The sequence below is a fragment of the Streptomyces broussonetiae genome (assembly GCF_009796285.1).
Taxonomy (GTDB): Bacteria; Actinomycetota; Actinomycetes; order Streptomycetales; family Streptomycetaceae; genus Streptomyces; species Streptomyces broussonetiae.
On sequence record NZ_CP047020.1, the window covers coordinates 3111574 to 3134614 of the forward strand.

Annotated in this window: 24 protein-coding genes, 1 other RNA gene and 2 pseudogenes; 10 read left to right on the forward strand and 17 right to left on the reverse strand. The window is 73.1% G+C overall.

Annotation, left to right across the window (positions count from 1 at the left end):
• Positions 1-6: 6 nt before the first annotated feature.
• The 6 genes from GQF42_RS14365 to GQF42_RS14390 form a co-directional block, all read right to left on the reverse strand.
• Positions 7-738, reverse strand: a complete 732-nt coding sequence (locus GQF42_RS14365) for a bifunctional DNA primase/polymerase (RefSeq protein WP_158920023.1) — start codon at positions 736-738, stop codon at positions 7-9.
• Positions 739-801: 63 nt separating this feature from the next.
• Positions 802-1431, reverse strand: a complete 630-nt coding sequence (locus GQF42_RS14370; RefSeq protein WP_158920024.1) for a TetR/AcrR family transcriptional regulator — start codon at positions 1429-1431, stop codon at positions 802-804.
• A gap of 116 nt (positions 1432-1547) precedes the next feature.
• Positions 1548-2534: a small ribosomal subunit Rsm22 family protein gene (locus tag GQF42_RS14375; RefSeq protein WP_158920025.1), complete on the reverse strand. Its 987-nt coding sequence runs from the start codon at positions 2532-2534 to the stop codon at positions 1548-1550.
• A 21-nt stretch (positions 2535-2555) separates the two neighbouring features.
• Complete coding sequence (locus GQF42_RS14380) at positions 2556-3737, reverse strand: serine hydrolase domain-containing protein (protein ID WP_199272681.1); 1182 nt, start codon at positions 3735-3737, stop codon at positions 2556-2558.
• On the reverse strand, positions 3677-4975 hold the full coding sequence (locus GQF42_RS14385) for a multidrug effflux MFS transporter (protein ID WP_158920026.1): 1299 nt from the start codon (positions 4973-4975) through the stop codon (positions 3677-3679). The genes GQF42_RS14380 and GQF42_RS14385 overlap by 61 nt, the downstream gene beginning before the upstream one ends.
• 97 nt (positions 4976-5072) lie before the next feature.
• Entirely contained in the window at positions 5073-5561 is a 489-nt protein-coding gene (locus tag GQF42_RS14390) for a hypothetical protein (protein WP_158920027.1), read from the reverse strand.
• A gap of 36 nt (positions 5562-5597) precedes the next feature.
• On the opposite strand from GQF42_RS14390, the gene GQF42_RS14395 reads away from it, so the two are divergent.
• Positions 5598-6356: an SDR family oxidoreductase gene (locus tag GQF42_RS14395; protein WP_158920028.1), complete on the forward strand. Its 759-nt coding sequence runs from the start codon at positions 5598-5600 to the stop codon at positions 6354-6356.
• A 336-nt stretch (positions 6357-6692) separates the two neighbouring features.
• Here the strand turns inward: GQF42_RS14395 and GQF42_RS14400 are convergent, their stop codons facing one another.
• The 4 genes and pseudogenes from GQF42_RS14400 to GQF42_RS14415 all read right to left on the reverse strand — a co-directional run bounded on the left by GQF42_RS14400 (position 6693) and on the right by GQF42_RS14415 (position 9753).
• On the reverse strand, positions 6693-7943 hold the full coding sequence (locus GQF42_RS14400) for a D-alanyl-D-alanine carboxypeptidase family protein (protein ID WP_233273344.1): 1251 nt from the start codon (positions 7941-7943) through the stop codon (positions 6693-6695).
• An 88-nt stretch (positions 7944-8031) separates the two neighbouring features.
• The gene (locus tag GQF42_RS14405) at positions 8032-8364 is read right to left on the reverse strand and encodes a hypothetical protein (RefSeq protein ID WP_158920030.1); all 333 of its coding nucleotides are present in this window, start codon (positions 8362-8364) and stop codon (positions 8032-8034) included.
• Positions 8358-9369 (reverse strand): annotated as a pseudogene (locus GQF42_RS14410) (aldo/keto reductase). Before GQF42_RS14410 ends, GQF42_RS14405 begins: the two are co-directional and overlap by 7 nt.
• Before the next feature lie 57 nt (positions 9370-9426).
• Positions 9427-9753, reverse strand: a complete 327-nt coding sequence (locus tag GQF42_RS14415) for a nuclear transport factor 2 family protein (RefSeq protein ID WP_158920031.1) — start codon at positions 9751-9753, stop codon at positions 9427-9429.
• 172 nt (positions 9754-9925) lie between these two features.
• Here GQF42_RS14415 and GQF42_RS14420 point away from each other — a divergent pair, with 172 nt between their 5' ends.
• From GQF42_RS14420 to GQF42_RS14435, 4 genes are all read left to right on the forward strand, one after another.
• Complete coding sequence (locus GQF42_RS14420; protein ID WP_158920032.1) at positions 9926-10471, forward strand: DoxX family membrane protein; 546 nt, start codon at positions 9926-9928, stop codon at positions 10469-10471.
• A 39-nt stretch (positions 10472-10510) separates the two neighbouring features.
• Positions 10511-10849, forward strand: a complete 339-nt coding sequence (locus GQF42_RS14425; RefSeq protein ID WP_158920033.1) for a MazG-like family protein — start codon at positions 10511-10513, stop codon at positions 10847-10849.
• 263 nt (positions 10850-11112) lie between these two features.
• Positions 11113-11577: a hypothetical protein gene (locus GQF42_RS14430; protein ID WP_233273345.1), complete on the forward strand. Its 465-nt coding sequence runs from the start codon at positions 11113-11115 to the stop codon at positions 11575-11577.
• A 7-nt stretch (positions 11578-11584) separates the two neighbouring features.
• On the forward strand, positions 11585-11830 hold the full coding sequence (locus GQF42_RS14435) for a hypothetical protein (protein WP_158920034.1): 246 nt from the start codon (positions 11585-11587) through the stop codon (positions 11828-11830).
• A 49-nt stretch (positions 11831-11879) separates the two neighbouring features.
• Here the strand turns inward: GQF42_RS14435 and rnpB are convergent.
• From rnpB to GQF42_RS14455, 4 genes and pseudogenes are all read right to left on the reverse strand, one after another.
• An RNA gene (gene rnpB / locus GQF42_RS14440) (RNase P RNA component class A) lies at positions 11880-12299 on the reverse strand.
• A 118-nt stretch (positions 12300-12417) separates the two neighbouring features.
• A pseudogene (locus GQF42_RS47675) lies at positions 12418-13197 on the reverse strand (DMT family transporter); the annotation flags it as partial.
• Positions 13198-13219: 22 nt separating this feature from the next.
• Positions 13220-14041 carry an AraC family transcriptional regulator gene (locus GQF42_RS14450; RefSeq protein WP_158930140.1) on the reverse strand — a complete coding sequence of 274 codons (822 nt, stop codon included), beginning with the start codon at positions 14039-14041 and terminating at the stop codon, positions 13220-13222.
• A gap of 197 nt (positions 14042-14238) precedes the next feature.
• Positions 14239-14889, reverse strand: a complete 651-nt coding sequence (locus tag GQF42_RS14455; RefSeq protein WP_158920035.1) for a TetR/AcrR family transcriptional regulator — start codon at positions 14887-14889, stop codon at positions 14239-14241.
• Positions 14890-14936: 47 nt separating this feature from the next.
• Here GQF42_RS14455 and GQF42_RS14460 point away from each other — a divergent pair, with 47 nt between their 5' ends.
• From GQF42_RS14460 to GQF42_RS14470, 3 genes are read left to right on the forward strand one after another with little or no spacing between them, the layout of a single operon-like run.
• Entirely contained in the window at positions 14937-16505 is a 1569-nt protein-coding gene (locus tag GQF42_RS14460; protein ID WP_158920036.1) for an FAD-dependent monooxygenase, read from the forward strand.
• 33 nt (positions 16506-16538) lie between these two features.
• Positions 16539-17294 carry a MerR family transcriptional regulator gene (locus tag GQF42_RS14465; RefSeq protein WP_158920037.1) on the forward strand — a complete coding sequence of 252 codons (756 nt, stop codon included), beginning with the start codon at positions 16539-16541 and terminating at the stop codon, positions 17292-17294.
• Between the two features lie 5 nt (positions 17295-17299).
• The gene (locus tag GQF42_RS14470; protein ID WP_158930142.1) at positions 17300-17866 is read left to right on the forward strand and encodes a hypothetical protein; all 567 of its coding nucleotides are present in this window, start codon (positions 17300-17302) and stop codon (positions 17864-17866) included.
• On the opposite strand, the gene GQF42_RS14475 is transcribed toward GQF42_RS14470, so the two are convergent.
• Complete coding sequence (locus tag GQF42_RS14475) at positions 17853-19286, reverse strand: RNB domain-containing ribonuclease (RefSeq protein WP_158920038.1); 1434 nt, start codon at positions 19284-19286, stop codon at positions 17853-17855. The genes GQF42_RS14470 and GQF42_RS14475 overlap by 14 nt on opposite strands.
• A 74-nt stretch (positions 19287-19360) precedes the next feature.
• Here GQF42_RS14475 and yaaA point away from each other — a divergent pair, with 74 nt between their 5' ends.
• Entirely contained in the window at positions 19361-20143 is a 783-nt protein-coding gene (yaaA, locus tag GQF42_RS14480) for a peroxide stress protein YaaA (RefSeq protein WP_158930144.1), read from the forward strand.
• 93 nt (positions 20144-20236) lie between these two features.
• On the forward strand, positions 20237-20917 hold the full coding sequence (gene eda, locus GQF42_RS14485; protein WP_158920039.1) for a bifunctional 4-hydroxy-2-oxoglutarate aldolase/2-dehydro-3-deoxy-phosphogluconate aldolase: 681 nt from the start codon (positions 20237-20239) through the stop codon (positions 20915-20917).
• Here the strand turns inward: eda and GQF42_RS14490 are convergent.
• Together GQF42_RS14490 and GQF42_RS14495 are read right to left on the reverse strand one after the other, a co-directional pair.
• Positions 20889-22226, reverse strand: a complete 1338-nt coding sequence (locus GQF42_RS14490; protein WP_158920040.1) for a bifunctional RNase H/acid phosphatase — start codon at positions 22224-22226, stop codon at positions 20889-20891. The genes eda and GQF42_RS14490 overlap by 29 nt on opposite strands.
• Positions 22227-22292: 66 nt before the next feature.
• Positions 22293-23036: a zinc ribbon domain-containing protein gene (locus GQF42_RS14495; protein ID WP_158930146.1), complete on the reverse strand. Its 744-nt coding sequence runs from the start codon at positions 23034-23036 to the stop codon at positions 22293-22295.
• Positions 23037-23041 lie beyond the last annotated feature (5 nt).

The window sequence follows — 23041 nt, forward strand, 5'->3', positions numbered from 1 at the left end:
CCGTTATCAGTGCCGCGGGGGCCAGGCTGCACCCTGGTGATCGGCGCCGACGTGGCGGGCGCAGGCGTCGGTGAGGGACTCCAGCAGGGTGAGCGGGTCCGGCAGGGCGTGCTCCGGACCGCGGACCCAGCGCACCTGCTGGTCGTCGCCCGGGAGCCGGGCGGGCGGTACGAGGACGTAGGAGCCCCGGCAGTGCCAGCGCAGGCCCGGGTGCTCGTCCATGGTCTCGGGGTGGCAGTCCAGCTCACAGGGCCACCATTCGTCCTCGTCCTCGGGGGTGCCGCGGGTGAGGGTGAAGAACAGCATGCGGCCGTCGTCGCTCTCGGCGACCGGGCCGACCTCGACGCCCTCGCCGAGCAGTCGGTCCAGGGCCTCCCGCCCGGCCTCCAGGGGCACGTCGAGCACGTCGTGCACCATGCCGGTGGCGGTGATGAAGTTGGCCTGCTGCTGGTGCCGGGCCCAGCGCTCGATCTGGGCGCGGTCGGTGGTGGACTGCGTCTGCCAGGCGAACGACACCGGGTGCCGGGCCGGGGTGGGACAGCCGACGCGGTCGCAGGAACAGCGGTAGCCCGGGGCGGGGTGCGCGGCGGGGGCGAGCGGCAGGCCCGCCGCGGCGGCAGCCAGCAGCAGCGCCTCACGGCCGCCGGTGTCGGCGGTGGCCTCCTTCGGGCGGCGTCCGAGCAGCCACTGGGAGAGTTTGCCCTGCCGACCGGGCCGGCCGCCGAACGTCGCGCTCATCTGTCCCCTCGCCTCGCAGGTCGCCTCGCTGGTGTGCGGACAGCATGCCTTATCGTCCCATCTTCACGCGCTTGGGGGTGTCTGGGGTCCGATTCCGTGCAGGGCGTAGTCGACCAGGGTGTCTGTGTAGTCGTACGTGATCGGTCCGGTCCGTTGCAGCCAGCGTTGCGCGAGCGGCGAGACGAACAGTTCCAGGGCGATCCGGGGATCGACGTCGGCGCGTACCGCCCCGGCGTCCTGGGCGGCGTGCAGCCGGTCGACGTAGAGCTGGAGCTGGGGTTCGAGGAGCTTGGTGACGAACTCGCGGCCGAGCGGCTCGTTGACCACGCCCTCGGCGGCCAGCGCCCGGGAGGGCGCCTCGAAACGCGGGTCGACGAGCTGGTGCACGGTGATCCGCAGCACGGCCTTGAGATCGGCGGCCAGGTCGCCGGTGTCCGGGATGACGTACGGCGCCTGCCCCGCCTCCTGCGCGGCCTGCGTCGAGAGGTCGAAGAACGCCTCCAGCAGGACCTCCGCCTTGGAGGGCCACCAGCGGTAGATCGTCTGCTTGCCGACACCGGCCCGGGCGGCGATCCCCTCGACGGTGGTCTTCGGGTACCCGACCTCACCGACCAGGGCGAGGGCGGCGGCGTAGATCGCTCGGCGTGACTTCTCGCTGCGCCGGGCGGCGTCGGGGGCGGGCTTCTTGACCATGGGACGACGCTACAAGCTGCGCCGGTGCAGCGGTGCGCCGGGAAGTGCCGCGTTGTGCCGCCGCACGGCCGCGGCGCCCGCCGCGCAGCCGCACATCGACGCGGCCCGCGTCCCTTTCAGGGCGCCGGTGGCCAGGAGTCCCCCCACTCGGCGTCCCTGGCCGCCTTGTACAGATCGCCGTGGCGCTTGCTGATCGTCGTGCGGCGGATTCGCTCGTCCGCCTCGCACAGGTCGAGGAGCACCTGGCCCTTGCGGATCTGCGGGCGCCGGACCACGCGGGCGGGGGGCGGCTCGGCGGGCAGGCGGGTGGCGGCGACGTACGAGAACTTCTCGTCCTCGTAGGGCAGGGTGCCGCCCTTGACCTGGCGGTGCAGCGAGGAGCGGCTCACCCGGGCGGAGAAGTGGCACCAGTCCGTGCCGGGCTCGATGGGGCAGGCGGCGCTGTGCGGGCAGGGGGCGACGACGTGCAGTCCGGCGCGGATCAGGCGGTCGCGGGCCTCGATGACCCGGGCGTAGCCGGCCGGGGTGCCGGCCTCCACGATCACCACGGCCCGGGCGGCACCGGCCGCGGCGTCGACGAGGGCGGCGCGGTCGGGCTCGGCGAGTTCGTTGAGGACGTACGACACCGTGACGAGGTCGGTGTCGTCCAGGGTGAGGTCGGCGCCGATCCGGGCCCGCTGCCAACGGGCACCGGCGAGGGCCGGGTTGGCGGCGGCGATCTCCCGGCCGAGGGCGAGGGCGGGTTCGGCCCAGTCCAGCACGGTGACGCTGCGCTCGCCGGGCCAGGCCGCCGTGACGGCCCAGGTCGCGGCGCCGGTACCGCCGCCGACGTCGACGTGGCTGCCGGGCGTCCAGCCGGGCACGGCCGCCGCGAACGCCTCCAGCGCCGAGCGGACGGCCTCGAAGGTGGCGGGCATGCGGTAGGCGGCGTAGGCGGCGACGTCCGCGCGGTCGCGGAGGATCGGCGCGTGGGTCGGGGTCTGCCCCCGGTAGGCGGCGATCAGCCGTTCCACGGCTGAGGCTGCTTGCCTGGGCGGAAGTCCGTCGAGGAGGTCGTCCAGAGCGGCGCGCAGGGTCCGGGCCGGGGTCACGGGGTCGTTCACCCGGTGATTCTACGGTGGCGCTCAGATCACCGCCCCGGCCAGCCGGGTGGCCAGCGCCGCCCGTGGCCCGCTGTCCGGCAGGCGTCTTCGCGGGTGGACCGTGTTCGCCAGCAGGATCAGGAAGGTGTCCGTTCTCGGGTCGAGGACGAGTGAGGTGCCGGTGAAGCCGGTGTGGCCCGCCGCTCCGTTGCCCGCCAGGGCGCCCATGAACCAGGGCTGGTCGACGGTGAAGCCCAGGCCCGGTGGGGTCAGGAGGAGTTCGACGAAGTCGGGGCCGAGGATGCGGGCAGGGCCGTAGGAGCCGCCCGCGAGCAGGGTGCGGCAGAAGACCGCCAGATCGGGGGCGGTCGAGAAGAGGCCCGCGTGTCCGGCCACCCCGCCGAGCGCCCAGGCGTTCTCGTCGTGGACCACGCCCCGCAGCATTCCGCGGTCCGCCTTGGCCCACGGCCGCCGCTGGTCCTCGGTGGCCGCCGCGCCGGGGCAGGGGCCGAAGCGGGTCGCCGTCATCCCGAGCGGGCGGGTGATGCCGTCCGCGATCAGGACGTCCAGGGCACGGCCGGTGACGCGTTCCAGCACGAACTGGAGCAGGAGCATGTTCAGGTCGGAGTAGCCGTATGTGCCCGGGGCGGTCGCCGGGGCCTCGGCGCGCAGCAGGGACAGACGGCTCGCGTCGTCCGGGCAGTCGTACAGCGGGAGTTCGGGGCGCAGTCCCGAGGTGTGGGTGAGCAGTTGGCGGACGGTGATGCCGTGGGCGGCTGCCGCGTGGAAGTCGGGCAGGTAGTCGCCGACCCGGGCGTCCATGCCGAGCGTGCCGCGCTCGATCTGCTGCACGGCGGCGACGGACGTGAACAGCTTGGTGAGCGAGGCCAGGTCGAAGGGTGTGTCGACGGTGGCCGGGACCCGGGCCTCGGGCGGCAGTTCGACACCGTTGCCGGTCTCCGGGTCGTGGGCGGCGTAACGCACCGCCCAGCCCGCGGCCTCGGCCACGGCGACCACGGGTCCGCGGCCGGCCAGGACGACGGCACCGGCCGCCCAGGGGTGGTCCGCGGAGGTGAGGGCGTGCACGTCGCCGACCAGGTGCTCGATGGCGGCCGGGTCGAGCCCGGCCCGTTCCGGCGTGTCGGCGCGCAGTCTCGGTGCGCTCAGTTCTCGTCTCCCTCCGAGACCGCACGGGCGTTCCCCCGTGTGTTCCAGGGACGGCACATTCCCACGAAGCAGGCCGCCGCGGCCAGTGCCCCCGCCAGTTGGACGAGCGCCATGGGTACGGCGGTGTGCTCGCCCGCGATGCCGACGAGCGGCGAGGCGACCGCGCCGACGAGGAAGGAGGTGGTGCCGAGCAGCGCGGAGGCGGAGCCCGCGGCGTGCCGGGTGCGCAGCAGGGCGAGGGACTGGGCGTTGGGGAGCGTGATGCCCATCGCCGACATCAGCACGAAGAGCGCGGCCGCGACGGGGGTCAGGCCCACCTTGCCGAGGGCGCCGGCGGACATCAGCAGCAGCGCCGTCGACGCGAGCACGATCACCGCGAGGCCGCAGGCCAGCACCTTCTCCAGGCTCACCCGGCCGACCAGCGCCTTGCCGTTGACCTGCCCGGCGATCACCAGGCCGACCGAGTTGAGGCCGAACAGCAGGCTGAAGGTCTGCGGGGAGGCGCCGTAGATCTCCTGGATGACGAAGGGGGACGCGGAGATGTAGGCGAACAGCGCGGCGAAGGCGAAGCCGCCGGCCAGGGTGTAGCCGGTGAAGGGCAGGTCGGCCAGCAGGGTGCGCATGGTGCGCAGAGCGTGTGCCGCTCCCCCGCGGTGCCGCTGGGCGGGCGGCAGTGTCTCCGGCAGGCGCAGCCAGACGAGCACGGCCAGCAGTGCGCCGACCACCGTGAGGACGACGAACACACCGCGCCAGTCGGTCACCCGGAGGATCTGCCCGCCGATCAGCGGGGCGACGATGGGGGCGACCCCGGAGATCAGCATCAGGGTGGAGAAGAAGCGGGCCATGGCGACGCCGTCGTACAGATCGCGTACGACGGCCCGGGCGATGACGATGCCGGCCGCGCCCGCGAGGCCCTGGGCCAGCCGGAAGACCACCAGTGTCCCGACGTTCGGCGCGAACGCGCACAGGGCGGTCGCGAGGACGTAGACGGCGAGACCGGCGAGCAGCGGCCGACGCCGTCCCCAGCGGTCGCTCATCGGGCCGACGGCCAGTTGCCCGAGCGCCATGCCGGCCAGGCAGGCGGTGAGGGTGAGCTGGACCGTGGCGGCGGGGGCGTGCAGGGTCCGGGTGACTTCGGGCAGCGACGGCAGGTACATGTCCATCGCGAGCGGGGGTGTCGCGGTGAGGCCGCCGAGGACGAGGGTGACGAGCCATCCGGTGCGGCGGGCGGCGGCCGGCGGCGGGGCGTGCCCGGTCTGCGGTTGCGGTGTGGCCGGCGCCGCGTGTTCGGGCATGCGCTTCCTCCCCTGTTCCGTTCCCTGTCCGGGCTCACCGAGCCCCCTGCGGCCCGCTTCCAGGCCCGTCCCTCGGACATGACCGGCACCCATGCTCTCAGCTCGCACAGACTGCCGGGGCACACATGAGCGAGGGCGGGACGAGGGTGAACCAGAGGGTGCGCCGGGAGCCGGGGCTCGCGGGCCACCTCTTGCCGGCGGCGGGGCGCCGCCGGACCTGGGCGCGTACCCCGGTGTCGTGCGCGCAGCCGCTGCCCGGCGAGCCCGACCCCGTCCCGGCGAGCGCGACGCTCTCGGCGCAGGGCGTCGGCCTCCGGTCGGGCGCGGTGCCGTCGCGGGCGGGCGGGCGCCGGCCACGGTGCGCCGCCCGGTCGTCGGCGCCGCGGGCGCCACGGCGTCGGTGGCCGCCCCGCACGGCCGGATCGACGAACCGCCGGGCCTCTTCCATCCGGACCGGCTCGTGCTGCACCGCGACGGCCCTGGCCCCGAGGAGTTCACCGCCGATCCGGCCGACGGACGGGTCGGAGGGCTCGCTCGCGGTGATGGGGAGCCGAGTACCCGACCAGCCGCATGACGGACACGGCATTCCGCATGCCGGACTCCCCGCCTACGCTGCGGAGGCATGACTGACAGGCATACGAAGAGCGCGGTGGTGACCGGCGCCGGCTCCGGCATCGGACGGGCCGTCGCCGTGGAACTGCTGCAGGCCGGCTGGTCGGTCGCGCTGGCCGGCCGGCACACCGAGACGCTGGAGGCGACGGCGGCGCTCGCGCCCGGGGGCTCCGCGCTCGCCGTGCGTACCGACGTGGCCCGGCCCGAGGACGTGGACGCACTGTTCACGGCCACCGTGGAGCGGTTCGGGCGGGTGGATCTGCTGTTCAACAACGCGGGGACCTTCGGGCCCGGCGGCGTCCCGGTCGAGGAACTCCCCTACGACGCCTGGCGGCACGTGGTGGACACCAACCTCAACGGGGCGTTCCTGTGCGCGCAGGCGGCGTACCGGCGGATGAAGGAGCAGGATCCGCAGGGCGGCCGGATCATCAACAACGGCTCGATCTCGGCCCATACGCCCCGTCCGCACTCGGTCGCCTACACCGCGACCAAGCACGCGCTCACCGGCCTGACCAAGTCCCTGTCGCTGGACGGGCGGCCGTACCGCATCGCGGTCGGGCAGATCGACATCGGCAACGCGGCGACCGACATGACGGAACGGATGCAGACCGGTGCGCTCCAGGCGAACGGCGAGGTGGTGCCGGAGCCGGTGATGGACGTGGCCGACGTGGCGCGCACCGTGCGGCACATGGCCGAGCTGCCGCTGGAGGCGAACGTGCAGTTCGCGACGGTGCTGGCGACGGCGATGCCGTACATCGGGCGGGGCTGAACCGGCTCCCGGACCGGTTCCACAAACGGAGTTCGAACATCCGCGGTATTGCGGCCGGTCGAGCACATATGCTCAACTTCCCTCCACGAGAGCTTCACACTTCAAGCTCGTGGATTCCGCAAGCCATACCGAGGGGGGAGGCGGCGGCCGTTCCACCGGACCGGAGTTGGGGGTGGACCTCGCGCGGGACGCGGGGTACGCACCGGTCGCTGGAACGGCCGCCGCGCTGTTCGCGAAGCCGCCGGCGATCTCACCGGGGCACGTCGTTCGCCGTGCGGCGGTGAGCGGTTCGCCGCCGCACGGCCGGCCGCCGAACCGCTCACCGCCGCGGCGCTTTCAGCGCCGGTGGCGCCCGCCGGGCTCCGTCGGGCCGCCGCTCGTCTCGCTCACGGCCGTCGTCTCTGTTGTCGCCGTCGTCACCGTCGTCGCTTTCGTCGCCGTCACGGCGCTCGCCCTGCGCCGCCGCTTGACCATCCAGGCCCCCGCCGCCGCCAGCAGCAGCACCGTGCCCCCGGCGCCCTCGACCAGCCGGCCGGTGGACAGCCCGCCGGACGACGCGTCAGAGCTGCCGGCCGCCGCCTGGGCCTTGCTCCCCGGAGCCGGACCCGCCTTCGCGCCGCCCTCGCTGAGCGGCTCGACCAGCGTGCCCACGGCCTGTGCCGCACGCCCGCGACCGAAGCCCCAGTCGAGCAGCGCGGCCGTCTGCTCGTAGACGGCGTTGCTCCCCTCGGCCGGATGCATCACCGTCACCAGCAGGGTGCGCCCGCCCCGGGTGGCGGCGCCGGTGAAGGTGTTGCCGGCATTGCTGGTGTAGCCGTTCTTGACACCGATCAGGCCGTCGTATGTCCTCAGGCCCCATGCCCCGGTCAACAGGCGGTCGGTGTTCTGGATCTGGAATGTCTTCTTGCCGCCCGCGGGGAAGTCGGCGGTGCGCGTGCCGCAGTAGCCGCGGAAGTCGGCGTTCTTGAGACCGTGGCGGGCGAAGAGCGTCAGGTCGTACGCCGAGGAGATCTGGCCCGGGTGGTCGAAGCCGTCGGGGCTGACCACATGCGTGTCCAGCGCCTGCAGGTCCTCGGCCTTGGCCTGCATCTCGGCGACCGTCTTGGCGATCCCGCCGTTCATGTGGGCCAGCACGTGCACCGCGTCGTTGCCGGAGCGCAGGAACACGCCCTGCCAGAGCTGCTCGACGGTGTAGGTGATGCCGGCCTTGATGCCGACCAGGCTGGAGCCGGCCGGCACGTCGGAGATGTCGGTGTCCTTGACCGTGTACCGCTCGGTGCGGTCGAACTTCTTCAACACGGTGTCCGCGAAAAGCATCTTGAGCGTCGACGCGGGCGCGAGCCGTCGGTGCGCGTCAAAGGAGGCGAGCACCTCCCCGCTGTCGTAGTCGGCGATCAGCCAGGAGCGGGCGGTGAGCCTCGCGGGCAGTCCGGAGGCACCGCGCACCTGGACGCCGGCGCGGTTCAGTTGCTCGCCCCCGATGACGGCGGGCTCGGCTGCGGCGGCCTCGGTGGCCATGGACAGGGGAAGGGCGGCGGCCGTCAGACCGAGGGCGGCACGCCGGCTGATCCGGGAACATTCACGCACTCCGGGACCGTACACCGCGCCCAGCAGCGGATTCCCGGACCCGGGCGCGGACGGCCCGGAATTTGCCGCGTTATGAAAATCCGATGAGTTAACTGCGTTTCCTGGCGATTCCCGGGCCCTGCACATCCTTCACCCAGGGCTGCTCAAAGGTTCCTCCCCAGCTTGTGGCCGCGCCCACAGCGGGCGCCGAGAACCGTTCGAGGAACGGGATGTTCGGCACCTGTCTCAAGCGCGAGCCGAGCCGCCGCAAGAAGGCCGCTCCGGTGATCGCGATGGGTCTGGCGCTCGGTATCGCGCTGGTCATCACCGTGAACTCGGTGTCGGCCGGTATGACGCAGGCGCAGGACAAGGAGCCGCAGGTGCAGGGCGGCGGCGCGAACTTCAACGTCCGGGCCAACATCTCCGGTACGACGGTCACCACCTCCGCCGACCTCGCCTCCTCCGTCTCCGGCTCCCTTTCGCCATGGCGCCGGCGTTCTCCTCGGCCTGGGCGACCGTCCGGAAGCCGGGGATCGGCACGGTGCACGGGCCGCGCGCCCACAGCCGGGCCAGGGCGCCCTGGCCGAGGGGTACGGCCGTCGCCGGTGAGGACGGAGCGCGGCGCGTCGATCCGGTCCAGCCATGCGTGTCGGCGCCGAACCCGTCGGCGTCGTCGCCCTGCAGCCAGGCCGGTGGCCGGCTGCGGATGTCCCCGGCCTCCAGCGTCTGCCTGCGCCGCCCGGCCGGCAGCCCTATGGCCGGCGGGCTGCGGTCGACGCCGGCCGGCTCCGACTGCTCGCACAGTGCGACGAGCCGAGGCGCGTCGCCGAGGACGTTCAACGCGTGCTGCACGGCCGTGCAGTGCGTGCCCTGCGCGAAGACGGCGGCCCGTCCGGGGCCGCCGGTGCTCCGGCCGTAGGCCCGGACGAGGTCTGCGCCACGAACTCCTCGCAGGCGTCGGGCAGTTCGGCGACCCGTCCGGGGCCGGCGTCGGAGGGGTGGAACTGGTACAGGTCGATGTGATCCGTGCCGAGCCGGCGCAGCGAGGCGGTGAGGGCGCGACGCGACGGGCGTACTCGGGGGTGTCGTCGCCGCCGGTGAGGGTGCGGGTGTCCGGCTCGACGACGTTGCCCCACTTGGTGGCGCGCACGCCCTCGTCACGGCGCCCGCCCAGGGCCCGGCCGAGGACCTCCTGGCTGTGCCCGGCGCCGTAGCGGTCGGCGGAGTCGAAGAACGTGACGCCGAGGTCGAGGGGCGCGGCGGATCGCGCGTACGGACTCCTCGTCGTCGACCTTCCCCCAGCCGAGCGGCTGCCCGTCGGCGGCCTGCCTCCCCCACGCTCGGCTTTGCTCGCGCGGGGGCCCCATCCGCCGATGGCCCAGCACCCGAAGCCGAGCGCGCTCACGTCGATTCCGCTGCGTCCCGGTGTCCTGGTCATGGTCTCCATGCCTCAGGGCACCAGGAGTTGAAGCATGCACGAAGGCAAGGGCCCGGGCGGCCCGGATCACGCCTGTCCGGTCTCGAAACGGGAGATCTGTCCGCCGTCGTCGACGGTGAAGTGCCACTGGGTCTTCATCTCGCCATAGGTGTCGTTGCGGTAGCGGGCGTGCAGGGTCCGGCCGCCGTCGGACTCGCTGTCGACCTCCATGTGGCCGTTGGAGGCGAAGATCTCCCGCTCGATCCAGTCGGCGAGGTTGCGGTCACGGCCGTCGTCGGCCATGGTCGCGCCGAGCGAGAGAAGGCTCATGAAGCCCTCGCGGTCATGGGAGTTGACGGCGTTGACGAAGGCCCGGACGACCGGATCGCTGAGTTTGTCTGGTTTGATCGCCATGGCGCCAGGCTCACACCGCTTCCCCGGACCCGCCACCCGAACGCCCCGCTCGGCTCGCCCGTGAGGGTGAGACCTGCGACGGTGGGAGCACGGGAGGACCCGTCCGCGTGTCCACATGTCTGCCGTGTCCGCATGTCTTCAGGGGAGTCACCATGTCTTCAGGGGAGTCACCGTGAGCTGTTTCGACCGACGTGATCTGGGCCTGCTGCTGCTCCGGTTGGGGACCGGCGGGGTGCTCGCCGCGCACGGCACGCAGAAGCTGTTCGGCTGGTTCGGCGGACACGGCCTGGAGGGCACCGGCCAGTTCATGGAGTCCGTCGGCTACACGCCGGGCAGGGCGAGCGCGACGGCGGCGGGCGTCGCGGAAGCGGGCGGCGGCGCCCTTCTCGCCCTGGGCCTCGCGACCCCGGCGGCGGGCGCGGCGGCGGCCGGCGCGATGGCAGGGGCAGCGGCCGTCCATGTGCCCAACGGCTTCTTCGCCCAGTCCGGAGGCTACGAGTACGCGGTGACCCTGGGCCTGGCGGCGGCCGGACTCGCCATCACGGGCCCCGGGCGCCTGTCCTTCGACCATGCCCTCGGCCATGTCCTCGACCGCGGCTGGATGGTTCCGGCGGCCCTCGGCGTCACGGCGGCGGCCACGGCACTGGTGGTGGGAGCACGCAACTGCCGGGTCCGGGCGAAGCGGGAGGGCGAGCAGGAGGCGTTGTTCGAGGAGTAGCCGAGGGTTTCTCTTCCCCGGCGTGGCAGGCTGCGGGGCATGACCGATCAGAACACCACCCCCGCGCTCTGGCCGACCATCGACGAACTGTTCGCCCGGCTGGAGGAGGGCCGCGACCGCACCGGCATGGAGGGCGTGCTGCTCCGCGTCCTCAAGCTGTCGGAGGAGGTCGGCGAGGTGGCCGAGGCGGCCATCGGCGCGACCGGCGACAACCCCCGCAAGGGTTTCTCCCACACCTGGGAGGACGTGCAGCGGGAGCTGTGCGACGTGACCATCTCGGCCCTGGTGGCCCTGCGGTCACTGACCCCGGACGCGCGCGAGGTGTTCGAGCGACACCTGAAGAGGGTGCAAGAGCGCCCACTCGCACCGTCGGCGTGACCGGCACCGATCACGCGAGCGGGAACCAGCCGTACGTACCTGCCGAAACTCCGGGCAGTCCCCGGCCCGGCCGCGCGGGAGGCGTTCTAGCGGCACACCTTGGCCCCTACCCGCCCCGCGCACAACCTACGAACGTTTCTGCATGTCAATCTGCTTGTTTCTTGATCACTCAATCGCGGTGAACCAAGCAGAACCCTGCAACCACCGGTCACAAGATCCGGTTGTCCCAGGTGCTCATCAGGAGATCACCGGGAGGGACCGCCTTGCGCCTGCAGTACTTCACGCGCCTCACCACGACTCTGGCCGCCACCGGAGCCCTTGTCCTCGCCGCACCCACGGGCGCGCATGCCACCGCGATCGGGACAACTCCGGTGCGCACCTTCGAGTACAGCGTCGGCGGCGTGACCATGAAGATCCCGACCGGATGCATGTTCACGCACATCGTCCGCGGCGACGGCAGGAGGATCACCTACCAGAACGCAGGCGTCGACTGTGCCTTCGTCGCGGCCCTCAGCAGCGGATTCTGCAACTGGCGCATCGACTTCGCCTACGCCGACACAGACAACCGGACATACCGCACATCCCGCGGGAGGACGCACACCGAGTGCAAGATCGACCCGATGCGGAACAACTCTCCCCAGACGCTGCCTCGTTATGGAAAGGCGTGTGCCCACCTCTACGTCAACGGAGTGCGCCGCGTGAGCCAGTGCCACCACGTCACGAAGTGAGTCCTTCATGGTCGAGCAGCAACAGCGGAACGACGTGGACGAGGCCTGGGAAGCGCGACGGCGCCGGGCCGGTATCGTCGCGTTCTTCGTGGGGTTCGTCGCCACGCTGGCCTTCTTCGCCTTCGGCCCCGGACTACCGCACGTCATCGACGGAGGAGCTGTGCTCGCCGCCATTGCCGTGGGCGGTCTTGCCCGATGGTCTTGCCAGTCCTGGATGACGAGGACGGCGGGCAGGAAGGCCGGCCGTCTGTGATCACCTTGATGGGGCCCGGCCTCTTGAACAGGCCAAAGCACCTAGGCGGCAGACGAGTCGGGCTGTACGCCGGGTTCTGTTCCCCGGTGCCCTCGCGGGCGCCGGGGCGACGGCCATCCATCTAGGGCCGGCGTTGCCGCCGGCCTCGTGCGGTCTACCCGCGGACTCGGGCGGGCAGCCCTCGATCGTCCGCGCAGAAACACCGGGGTGTTTCCTTTTGACCTTGCTCCGGGTGGGGTTTACCTAGCTGCCCAGGTCACCCTGGGCACTGGTGGTCTCTTACACCACCGTTTCACCCTTACCGAGGACCGCCCTCTTCAAAAGAGCGCAGCCCCCGGCGGTCTGTTTTCTGTGGCACTGTCCCGCGGGTCACCCCGGGTGGCCGTTAGCCACCACCCTGCCCTGTGGAGCCCGGACGTTCCTCGGGAAGCCCCTCAAGGGGACTCCACGCGGCCGTCCGCCCGGCTCGTCTGCCGTGTCGACCATGGTACCGGGAGCCGGGAGCGGCGAGGACCGGCGGTCGCCGTCGCCAGGACCGAGCCCGTCAGGATCAGGGCGAAGGCCACCCCGATCGTCGCGGTCAGCCGCTCGCCGAGGAAGAGGGCGCCCGCCGCCACCGCGACCGCCGGGTTGACGTACGTGATCACCGTCGCCCGGGTCGGGCCCGCCTCCTTGATCAGCTCCAGGAACGCCACGAAGGCCACGGCCGTGCAGATCACGCCCAGGCCTGCCAGCGCGGCCAGGACGGCGGCGGAGGGGACGGAGGACGGGCGGGTCGCGGCCGCCACCGGGGCGTAGACCACGGCCGCCAGTGACAGGCAGACCGCCGTCAGATGCAGGGAGGGGACGTCCTTCAGGCGGCGTGCCGCTATCACCGGGGCGGTCGCGTAGCCGACGACCGTCACCAGCACCTCGGCCAGGGAGCGTCCGTCGCCGCCGGTCAGGTGGGGAAGGGTCAGGACCGTCACGCCCGCCAGGCCCAGGGCGAGTCCGGTGAGCCGCCGGGCTCCCAGGTGTTCGGTGCTGCCCAGCAGGCGCGCCACGACGACGCCCACGATCGGCACGCCCGCGATCAGCAGACCGGCCGTCGAGCTGGACAGGTGCCGTTCGGCGTCGGTGAGCGTGAACCAGGGGACGATGATCTCGAGGAACGCGAAGGCCAGTATGGGGCGCCAGTGGGCCCGTATGGTTGCGGGCAGCCCGCCCTGGCGCAGGGCGAACGGCAGGAGCAGGATCGCGCCCAGCGCGCAGCGCGTGAACACCACCACCGGCGGGGACACCTCGTCCACCGCCACCTTGATCATCAGATAGGGGACGCCCCAGATCACTCCCATCAGGGAGAACAGGAACCAGCCGCGTGCAGTCATGCGATGAGTTTCGGCCACGCTCTCAGGGCGCGTCTTGAACGCTGTTGCGGTAGGCCGCCGGGGTCACCCCGAGCACCCGCCGGAACCACCGGGTCAGATGCGCCTGGTCCGCAAAGCCCACCAGCCCCGCCACCTCCGCCGGGCGCAGTCCGGCGGCGAGCAGGGCGCGGGCCCGGGTCACCCGGTGCTGGGCCAGCCAGGCGTACGGGGGTATGCCCATGCTCGTACGGAAGGCCCGCAGGAGCTGGTAGCGGGACAGGCCCAGGTCGGCGGCGAGGCAGGCGAGGGTCGGCGGGGCCGTCAGCTCGTCGGCGAGGCGGTCGCGCACCGTCACGGCGATCGTGGCCGCACCCGGGACCAGGTCCGGCGCGGGCCTGGCCGTGGAGTGGCGGCGGGCCAGGGCCGTCAGCAGCCAGGGCACGCGGGACTCCGCCTCCAGCGGGTCCGGGCAACGACTGAGGTCGGTGTGGGTGAGGCGGAGCGCGGCGGCGAGTTCGGGGTCCTGCAGGACCGGTTCACGGAAGTGCGGCAGGCCGCCGAGGATGCCGTCGCTCAGCAGTGCCGGCTCGGCATACAGGGCGCGGTAGGCGTAGCCGTCAGTGGCGTTGCCCGGGCCGCCGGTGTGCATCTCGCCGGGGTCGAGGACGACGATGGTGCCCGGTCCGGTGCGGATGCGACCGCCCCGGTAATCGATCACCTCGCAGCCGCCGACGCAGACGCCGACGGTGTACTCCTCGTGGGCGTGCGGGGCGTAGACGTGCTGCCGGAAGTTCGCGGTCAGGAGGTCGAGCGAAGGCCCGCGCCGGCCCAGCCGCGCCCTGGTCCACAGCGCCTGTTCCGCCATCCCGGGCGCCTGTTCCGCCATCCGACGTCTCCTCCCCCTCCTCGTCGGCCGGCGCCCATGAGTGCGACGCCCACGGGTGCAACGCCCGCGGGGCGCACTTCATGCCGGAACCCGGCCGCATCCGTACGGGTCCGTACGGGTACGGGTCCGTACGGACCGTGCAGGGATCCGCACCGGGCCGGTGATCCCGGACGATCTCAGCCGTCGCCCGGACCGTCCCGGTCGTCGAGGCTCGCCCGTTCCAGGGACGCGAACGCGGCCTCCAGCCGTGCCCGGTGGTCCCTGGCCACCTCGGCCACCGGGTCGCCGGCCAGCAGGCGGCGGGCGGAGGTGAAGTAGACCGTGCGGTAGGCGGCCACGGTCAGGGCCGCGAGGAGCTGCGGGTCGGCCGTGCCCGCCTCGGCGAGGGCGGCGGCGAGCGTCCGCTCGACCTCCTCCACGCCCTCGCGGGCGCGCGAGCGCAGGGCCGGGGAGGCCATGACGATCCGGTAGAAGCGCGGGTAACGCTCCCCCACGCCGCTCAGCGGGTGTCGTTCGTCGAGGAGGCGGAGCGCGAGGCTGCGCAGGGCGGCGAGCGGTGACTCGCCGGGGGTGCGGTCGTGCACCGCCCCGGCGAAGAGTTCGGCGGCCTGCGGGATGCGGTCGAGGAACAGGTCCTCCTTGCGCGGGAAGTAGTTGAAGACCGTCATCGCGGAGACGCCCGCCGCCCGCGCGACCTCGGCGACCGTCACCGCATCGAAGCCGCGCTCGGCGAACAGGCCCGTCGCGATGTCCGAGATCCGCTGTCGCGTCTCGCGCTTCTTGCGCTCCCGCAGCGGCAGTTCGTCGCGCACACGTTCGTCGTTCATAATAAAACTATAGCCGCTCAAAACTTTTACTGACTATAGTCGGAGTCATGACGACGCCCAGGAGCGATGCGACGGACTACGACGTGGTGGTGGCGGGCGCCGGGCCCGTGGGCCTGTTCCTCGCCTGTGAGCTGCGGCTCGGCGGGGCACGGGTGCTGGTCCTGGAGCGGCTGGCCGAGGTGGACGAGACGATCAAGGCGGGCGCGATCAACATCCCGAGCGCGGTCGCCCTGTACCGGCGCGGGCTGCTGCCCGAGCTGGCGGCGGTGTGGGAGGCGGCACGGGAGCGGATCCGCGCCTTCCGGGGCGAGGACGGCGAGTCCAGGCTCCCGCCCAAGTTCGCGGGGCACTTCGCCGGGATCTCGATGACCAAGGACCTGTTCGACGGCTCCGACCCGGCCTGGGCCGAGGTCGGCCCCGCCGGCGACACCGGGCTCGGCGTGCCACAGGCCGAGCTGGAGCGGATCCTGGCCCGGTGGGCCGAGCGGCTCGGGGTGGAGGTACGGCGGGGTGTGGAGCTGACCGGCTTCGACGCAGGCGCCGACGGCGTCGCCGTACACGTGGACGGCGCGCCGAGCATCCGCGCCGGCTGGCTGGTGGGCTGCGACGGCGGGCGCAGCACGGTCCGCAAGGCCGCCGGGTTCGCCTTCCCGGGCACGGACCCGGAGATCACCGGCTACCAGGCGATCGTCGAGCTGACCGGCGGCGAGCGGCTGCGCGAGGGCTGGAACACGACGGACACCGGGACGTACGCCTACGGGCCGTTTCCCGGGCGGATCCTCACCGTGGAGTTCGACGGTCCCCCGGCCGACCGCACGGCCCCCGTCACCGCCGAGGAGCTGCAGGCCGGCGTGCGCCGGGTGACGCAGGTGCCCGAGGTCACCATCACCAACGTGCTCAGTGCCACCCGGTTCACGGACAACGCCCGCCAGGCCGCCGAGTACCGCAGGGGCCGGGTGCTGCTCGCGGGCGACGCGGCGCATGTGCACTCGCCGTTCGGCGGGCAGGGGCTGAACCTCGGCCTCGGGGACGCGATGAACCTGGGCTGGAAGCTGGCCGCCGTCGTACGCGGCACGGCGCCCGTGTCCCTGCTCGACAGCTACACCGCCGAACGGCACCCGCTCGGCGCCTGGGTGCTCGACTGGACCCGGGCCCAGATCGCGGTGATGCGCCCGGACCGGCATGCCCGCGCCCTGCGCCGGGTGGTCACCGACCTGGCACTGACCACCACCGGGACGACGTACCTCGTCACCAGGATCTCCGGCGTCTGGCAGCGCTACGACCTGCCCGGCGAGCACCCGCTGACCGGTGCGAGCGCGCCCGACCTGGAGCTGTCGGACGGCACCCGGCTCGGCGACCGTCTGCACGCCGGCCGCGCCCTGCTGCTCGACCTCGCCGACGATCCCGCGCTGCGCGCGCACGCCGCCGGGTACGGCGACCGCCTGGAGGTCCGCACCCTCGCCTGTCCGGACCGGCCCGGCCTGCGGGCGCTGTTCGTGCGCCCGGACGGCTTCGTGGCCTGGGCCGCCGACACGGCGAACACCCGGGACACGGTCGCCGAGGGACTGCCCGAGGCCCTGGAACGCTGGCTCGGCACCCCGGCGGCCCGCGCTTGACCCCGCCGTAGCGTCAACGTCTGTACTGGTCCCATGCGGATCGGAGAACTCGCCGCCGCCGTCGGCGTCACGACGCGCACCGTGCGGCACTACCACCACCTGGGCCTGCTGCCAGAGCCGGAGCGGCTGTCGAACGGCTACCGGCACTACACCCTCCGGCACGCCGTCGTCCTCGCCCGGATCCGGCGGCTGACCGAGCTGGGGCTGGGGCTCGCCGAGGTGCGGGACGTGCTCGCAGACGATGCCGGGAAGGACCTCGTCGAGGTGCTCACCGAACTCGACGAGGACCTGGCCCGGCAGGAGGCCGGGATCCGGGAGCGGCGGCAGCGGCTGCGGGAGCTGCTGGCGGCCGGGGCCACCGGAGGGCTGCCCGCCGAGAGCCCGGTCTCACCCTGGCTGGCGGACCTGCTCGGCGCGCTGCCCGGCGGCGATTCCCCCATGGCCGCCAAGGACCGCGAGGTCCTCGCGCTGATCGACACCGGTGCGCCGCCCGAGGAGCGGGAGCGGATGACGTCCGCGCTGCGCGGCTTCCTGGACGATCCGGACGCCATGGCCCGCACCCATGAGGTGTACGCCCTGCTCGACGCGCTCGCCGACGCCGAGCCGGACGACCCGCGCGTGGCCGAGGCCGCGCGGGCCCTGGCCGCGTGCGTGCCGCGCGGTCTGCTGCCCGCCGAACCGCCCGACACCGACCATGCGGTGCTGCGCGCCCTGTACGCCGACTTCGCTCCCGCCCAGGCCGAGGCGATCCGCCGTACGCTGAAGATCCTTACCGAGGAGGGGAGTTGAGCACCATGCGGGCGGTGGGGCGGCTGGCGCGGCACGAGGCGCGGCTCTACGTCAGTCTCGGGCTGTGGCTGACCCGGCGTACTCAAGGGACCGCCGGCGGGCGGGCGTTCGGCTATGCGCGCGGACTGGGCGCGACACTGCTGGGGCTGGCGTTCGTGTGCGTGGTCGAGACGGTCGGCGTCTCGGTGCTGCTGCGCGACATGCCCATCGCGCACGACGTGCTGCTGGTGCTGGACGTCTACACCGTGCTGTTCGTCGTCGGCCTGTACGCGGCCTGCGTGGTCCGCCCGCACGTGCTGACGCCGGACGCGGTGCGGGTGCGGTACGGGGCCCACGTGGACCTGCGCATCCCGCTGTCCGCGATCGGCGCCGTACGCCGGGAGACGCGGATGACGCATCCGCCGGCCGAGGACGCCCTCGATCTCGCCGTCGGCTCCCAGACCTCCCTCACCCTCGAACTCACCGAGCCCGTCACCCATGTGACGCCGCTCGGCCGTCGCAGGGACGTCACCGTCGTACGGCTGCACGCCGACGACCCCGGCGGCCTCGTCCGGGCGCTCATGCGGCGGTGAACAGGATCTTCGACGCTCCCGGTTCGGCCCGGACGAGCCGTACCCGCAGCCGTTCGCCGAGCGGGAGGTCGTCGCCCTCGATACGGCCGATCACCGCCGGGGCGATCAACTGCACGGTACCTACCGTCGGTTGGCGCTCCTCGACGTCCACCACACAGGCCTCGAAGACGTCCCCGATCCGGTCCTTGAGCAGTGCCGCCTCCACGAGGTCGATGCACTCCCGCTCCACCGTCCCGGCGATGCGGGCGCCGTCGGCCATCTGCCGGGGCAGCGCGGCGAGCGCGCCGAGCACCCAGTCGGGCGGGGCCTGGCCGGCGACGGCCGCGAGGCAGATCTCGGCGGCGTAGCGGTCGGCGAGGCGGCGCAGCGGAGCGGTGCAGTGGGTGTAGGGGGCGGCGACGGCGGCGTGCGTGGTGATCGCGGGCAGGACACCGTCCCGGAAGACGGTGTAGCCGGCGCCGCGCAGCAAGGTGGTGCACTCCTGCAGGAAGGCCGCGTGGCGCGGGTCGGTCGGGTCCAGGGAGCGGATCAGGGTGGCGTACGACACATGGTGCGGCCAGTCGATGTGCAGCGCGGTCGCGGTACGGCGCAGCCGGGCCACGGCGCCGTCGGGGGCGGCCGGGAGGGTCCGCAGGATCCCGGTGCCGTGGGCGATCATCAGCTCGGCGGCGGCCATGCCGGTGAGCAGGGAGAGCTGGGCGTTCCAGCCGTCGGCGGGCAGCGGGGCGCGGTAGCCGAGGACGTAGGTGTGGTCCTGTGCGGTGATCTCCTGCTCGGGCACGTTCAGGGAGATGCCGCCGCGCTCCACCTCCAGCCGCTCGCGGGCCTCGCCGATCTCCTTGAGCAGGGCCACGGGCTCCTCGGCCGTCCCGGTGTCGATCTGCCGCTGTACGCCCGCGTAGTCGAGCCGGGCGCGGCTGCGGACCAGGGCGCGGCGCACGTCGACGGCCGTGCAGCGGCCGTCCGCGTCCAGGTCGAACGTCCACAGCACGGCCGGGCGGATCCGGTCCGGCAGCAGGCTGGCGGCGCCCTCGCTGAGCACGGCCGGGTGCAGCGGGACCCGGCCGTCCGGGAAGTACAGCGTGTTGACCCGCCGGTGCGCCTCGGCGTCCAGCGCGCCGCCCGGGGCGACGAAGGCGGGGACGTCGGCGATGGCGTACCGCACCCGGTGGCCGGAGGACCGCCGGGACAGATGGGCTGCCTGGTCGAGGTCCAGGGAGCCGGGCGGGTCGAGGGTGAAGAAGGGGATGTCCGTGGCGTCGTACGACGGCGCGGTGGGCGCCCGCGCCGCGCGCTCGGCCTCCTCGCGGACCTCGGGCGGGAACTCCTCCGGGATGCCGAGTTCGCTGCGCAGCGCGGCGAGGGCGGCCCGGAGGGGAGCCTCGGGGGCACCGGTCACGCGGATCTTGCGGCGGGGCATACAGCGAGCGTAGGTCGAGGCCGGGTGGGTGGCACGCCGTACTCTGGCGCGGAGGTCTACGTAAGGAGTTCGTGTTGCTGGTCCTGCTGCCGCCCTCCGAAGGCAAGGCGAGCCCGGGTGAGGGTGCCCCGCTGCAGCTCGAGTCGCTGTCCCTGCCGGGGCTGACCGACGCCCGCCGGGCCGTGCTCGCCGAGTTGGTCGAGCTGTGCGCCGGTGACGAGGAGAAGGCCCGCGAGGTGCTCGGACTGAGCGAGGGACTGCGCGGCGAGGTCACGAAGAACGCCGGGCTCGACACGGCCGCCGCCCGCCCTGCCGGGGAGATCTACACCGGCGTCCTCTACGACGCCCTCGGCCTGGCCACCCTGGACGCGGCGGCGAAGCGGCGGGCAGCGGGCTCGCTGCTGGTCTTCTCGGGGCTGTGGGGCGCGGTCCGGGTCACCGACCGCATCCCCTCCTACCGCTGCTCGATGGGCGTGAAGCTGCCGGGGCTCGGCGCGCTGGGCGCGCACTGGCGGGCACCGATGGCCGAGGTGCTGCCCGCGGCGGCCGGGGACGGCCTGGTCCTGGACCTGCGCTCCTCGGCGTACGCGGCGGCCTGGAAGCCCAAGGGCGAGGTCGCCGGGCGGACGGCGACCGTACGGGTGCTGCACGCGCCGACCCGCAAGGTGGTCAGCCACTTCAACAAGGCGACCAAGGGCCGGATGGTACGCGGCCTGCTGACGGCCGACGCGACCCCCGAGCACCCCGCCGAGCTGGTGGCGGTGCTGCGGGAGCTGGGGTACGTCGTGGAGGCGCAGGCGCCGGAGAAGGCGGGCAGGGCGTGGTCGCTGGACGTGCTGGTGGAGGAGATCCACTGACGGCCGGGACACCGGATCGCCCACACGACGGCATGCATTGCAACATGCGCAACGCTCATTGCGTGTAGTGCATTCCCTGGGCACGATGAGGACATGACCTCACCGCTGCCCTCGTCCTCGGCTGCCTCCGTACTGGATCTCGCCCCTGTGGTCCCCGTGGTGGTCGTCTCCGACGCCACCGACGCCGTACCGCTGGCGCGGGCGCTGGTGGCGGGCGGGCTGCCCGCGATCGAGGTGACACTGCGGACGCCTGCGGCACTGGACGCGATCCGCGCGATCGCCGCCGAGGTGCCGTCGGCGGTGGTCGGCGCGGGCACGGTGATCACGCCGGAGCAGGTCGGCACGTGCGTGGCGGCGGGGGCGCGATTCCTGGTCAGCCCCGGGTGGACGGACGCGCTGCTGGTGGCGATGCGCGGGTCGGGGGTACCGTTCCTGCCCGGAGTGTCGACCACCTCGGAGGTCGTCGCGCTGCTGGAGCGCGGGGTGCGGGAGATGAAGTTCTTCCCGGCCCAGGCGGCGGGCGGTACGGCGTACCTGAAGTCGCTGGCCGGGCCGTTGCCGCAGGCCCGGTTCTGCCCGACCGGCGGGATCGGCCCGGCGACCGCGCCCGACTATCTCGCCCTGCCCAACGTCAGCTGCGTGGGCGGGAGTTGGATGGTCCCGGCGGACGCGGTGACCGCCGGGGACTGGGCGCGCATCGAGGAGCTGGCGCGGGACGCGGTGCGGCTCGCCCGCCGCGACGGGCTCAGGGACGCAGGTGGGACGTGTCGTTGAAGAGCCGGACGCTGGCGTTGCCGTCGGCGTAGTACGCCACCGCCGACAGGGAGGCCGCCGAGAGTTCCATGCGGAACAGGGACTCGGGCGGGGCGCCGAGCGCGAGACGGATGAGCGTCTTGATCGGGGTCACATGGCTGACCAGCAGAACCGTGCGGCCCGCGTAGGCCGCGACCAGCTTGTCCCGGGTGGGGCCGATACGCGCGGCCGTCTCGGCGAAGCTCTCGCCGCCGCCGGTGGGACAGGCCTGCGGGTCGGCGAGCCAGGCGTTGAGGTCGTCCGGATAGCGCTCGCGGACCTCTGAGAAGGTGAGGCCCTCCCAGGCGCCGAAGTCCGTCTCGCGCAGGCCGTCCTCGATCGTCACGTCCAGCCCGAGGCGGGCGGCGACGATGCCGGCGGTCTCGCGGGTGCGGGCGAGCGGGGACGCGACGACGGCCTGGACGGTGCCGCGTCGCGCCAGGGCCTCGGCGACCCGGCGGGCCTGTTCACGGCCGGCCTCGGAAAGGGCGGGGTCGGTGCCGCCGCTGCCGGAGAAACGCTTCTGGGGAGTCAGGGCGGTTTCGCCGTGACGCAGCAGCACGAACGTGGCGGGGGCGCCGAGGTCGGGGGCACTGCTCCAGCCGGGGGCCGAGGCGCGCTGCTCGTCCGGGGTGCTCACCCCGCCGGAGCCGGCGGCACGCAGCTCGCCGGGGGTGCCCGCCCCACCGGAACCGCCGGGGGTGCCCGCCTCACCGGAACCGCCGGGGGTGCCCGCCCCACCGGAACCGGCAGCAGCCTGTTCGTCCGGGGTGGTGAGGCGCTGCTCGCTCAGAGGTGCCTCCGCCACGCTCGGCTCCGCTCGCGCGGGCACGCCGCCGTCGTCCGCCGGTGCCGCCCCGGCGGCACGGCTGCCCGCGGCTGCGCCGGTACCCGCGTCCATCGCCTCGTTCGCCAGCCGGTCAGCGTGCTTGTTCTGCTCCCGCGGAATCCACTCGTACGTGACCTGGTCCGGCGGGAAGACCGCACGGGCCTGGGTGGCCAGGGGCTTCATGTCCGGGTGCTTGATCTTCCAGCGGCCCGACATCTGCTCGACGACCAGCTTGGAGTCCATGCGGACGTGCACCGCGGCGCCCGGGTCGAGGGCGTGGGCGGCGCGCAGCCCCGCCAACAGCCCCCGGTACTCGGCCACGTTGTTGGTGACGACACCGAGGAACTCGGCCTCCTCCGCCAGGATCTCGCCCGTCGCCGCGTCGCTGACCACGGCGCCGTAACCGGCCGGCCCGGGGTTGCCCCGTGACCCGCCGTCGGCCTCGACGATGAACTCCCGCACCCGACAAGCCCCTTGTCCACAGAGGTCTACAGAGGTCTACAGAGGTCTACAGAGGTCTGAAGAGGACTACAGACCCGACTCGGCCGTACGCACCAGGATGCGACGGCAGTTCTCGCACCGCACGACGGTGTCCGGGGCCGCCGTACGGATCTCGTTCAGCTCGGTGATCGCCAGCTCCTGGCGGCAGCCCTGGCAGGTGCGGGCGTACAGCTTGGCCGCGCCGATGCCGCCCTGCTGCTCGCGCAGCTTCTCGTAGAGCGCCAGCAGGTCCGCCGGGACGGACGCGGCCACGACCTCGCGCTCCTTCGTCACCGTCGCGGCCTCGCCGTCGATCTCCTCGAAGGCCGTGTCCCGGCGCCCGGTCGCGTCGTCGATCTTCGACTGCACGGACGCGACCCGCTCGGTCAGCTCGCCCACCCGCTCCTGCGTGGCCTCGCGGCGCTCCATCACCTCGAGGACCACGTCCTCCAGGTCGCCCTGGCGCTTGGCGAGGGAGACGATCTCCTTCTGCAGGTTCTCCAGGTCCTTCGGCGAGGTGACCGCGCCGGAGTCCAGGCGCTGCTGGTCGCGGGCGGCGCGCTGGCGCACCTGGTCCACGTCCTGCTCGGCCTTGGTCTGCTCGCGGGCGGTGTCGCTCTCCTCGGTCTGCGCGGCCACCAGCAGGTCGCGCAGCTGCGTGAGGTCCTTGTTCAGCGTGTCGATCTCGGCGTGCTCGGGCAGCGACTTCCGCCTGTGCGCGAGCTGCTGGAGGCGGACGTCGAGGGCCTGGACGTCGAGGAGTCGGATCTGGTCGGCGGGCGCGGCGTTCAGTTGGG

What these genes read in the sequence shown, in the direction of transcription:
- GQF42_RS14470 (WP_158930142.1), top strand. Translation starts at nt 17,300, where the DNA reads ATGCGGGCGGTGGGGCGGCTGGCGCGGCACGAGGCGCGGCTCTACGTC.
- GQF42_RS14435 (WP_158920034.1), top strand. Translation starts at nt 11,585, where the DNA reads ATGGTCGAGCAGCAACAGCGGAACGACGTGGACGAGGCCTGGGAAGCG.
- eda (WP_158920039.1), top strand. Translation starts at nt 20,237, where the DNA reads ATGACCTCACCGCTGCCCTCGTCCTCGGCTGCCTCCGTACTGGATCTC.
- GQF42_RS14455 (WP_158920035.1), bottom strand. Translation starts at nt 14,889, where the DNA reads ATGAACGACGAACGTGTGCGCGACGAACTGCCGCTGCGGGAGCGCAAG.
- GQF42_RS14475 (WP_158920038.1), bottom strand. Translation starts at nt 19,286, where the DNA reads ATGCCCCGCCGCAAGATCCGCGTGACCGGTGCCCCCGAGGCTCCCCTC.
- GQF42_RS14425 (WP_158920033.1), top strand. Translation starts at nt 10,511, where the DNA reads ATGACCGATCAGAACACCACCCCCGCGCTCTGGCCGACCATCGACGAA.
- GQF42_RS14370 (WP_158920024.1), bottom strand. Translation starts at nt 1,431, where the DNA reads ATGGTCAAGAAGCCCGCCCCCGACGCCGCCCGGCGCAGCGAGAAGTCA.
- GQF42_RS14395 (WP_158920028.1), top strand. Translation starts at nt 5,598, where the DNA reads ATGACTGACAGGCATACGAAGAGCGCGGTGGTGACCGGCGCCGGCTCC.
- GQF42_RS14460 (WP_158920036.1), top strand. Translation starts at nt 14,937, where the DNA reads ATGACGACGCCCAGGAGCGATGCGACGGACTACGACGTGGTGGTGGCG.
- GQF42_RS14385 (WP_158920026.1), bottom strand. Translation starts at nt 4,975, where the DNA reads ATGCCCGAACACGCGGCGCCGGCCACACCGCAACCGCAGACCGGGCAC.
- GQF42_RS14465 (WP_158920037.1), top strand. Translation starts at nt 16,539, where the DNA reads ATGCGGATCGGAGAACTCGCCGCCGCCGTCGGCGTCACGACGCGCACC.
- GQF42_RS14415 (WP_158920031.1), bottom strand. Translation starts at nt 9,753, where the DNA reads ATGGCGATCAAACCAGACAAACTCAGCGATCCGGTCGTCCGGGCCTTC.
- GQF42_RS14365 (WP_158920023.1), bottom strand. Translation starts at nt 738, where the DNA reads ATGAGCGCGACGTTCGGCGGCCGGCCCGGTCGGCAGGGCAAACTCTCC.
- GQF42_RS14390 (WP_158920027.1), bottom strand. Translation starts at nt 5,561, where the DNA reads ATGCCGTGTCCGTCATGCGGCTGGTCGGGTACTCGGCTCCCCATCACC.
- GQF42_RS14450 (WP_158930140.1), bottom strand. Translation starts at nt 14,041, where the DNA reads ATGGCGGAACAGGCGCTGTGGACCAGGGCGCGGCTGGGCCGGCGCGGG.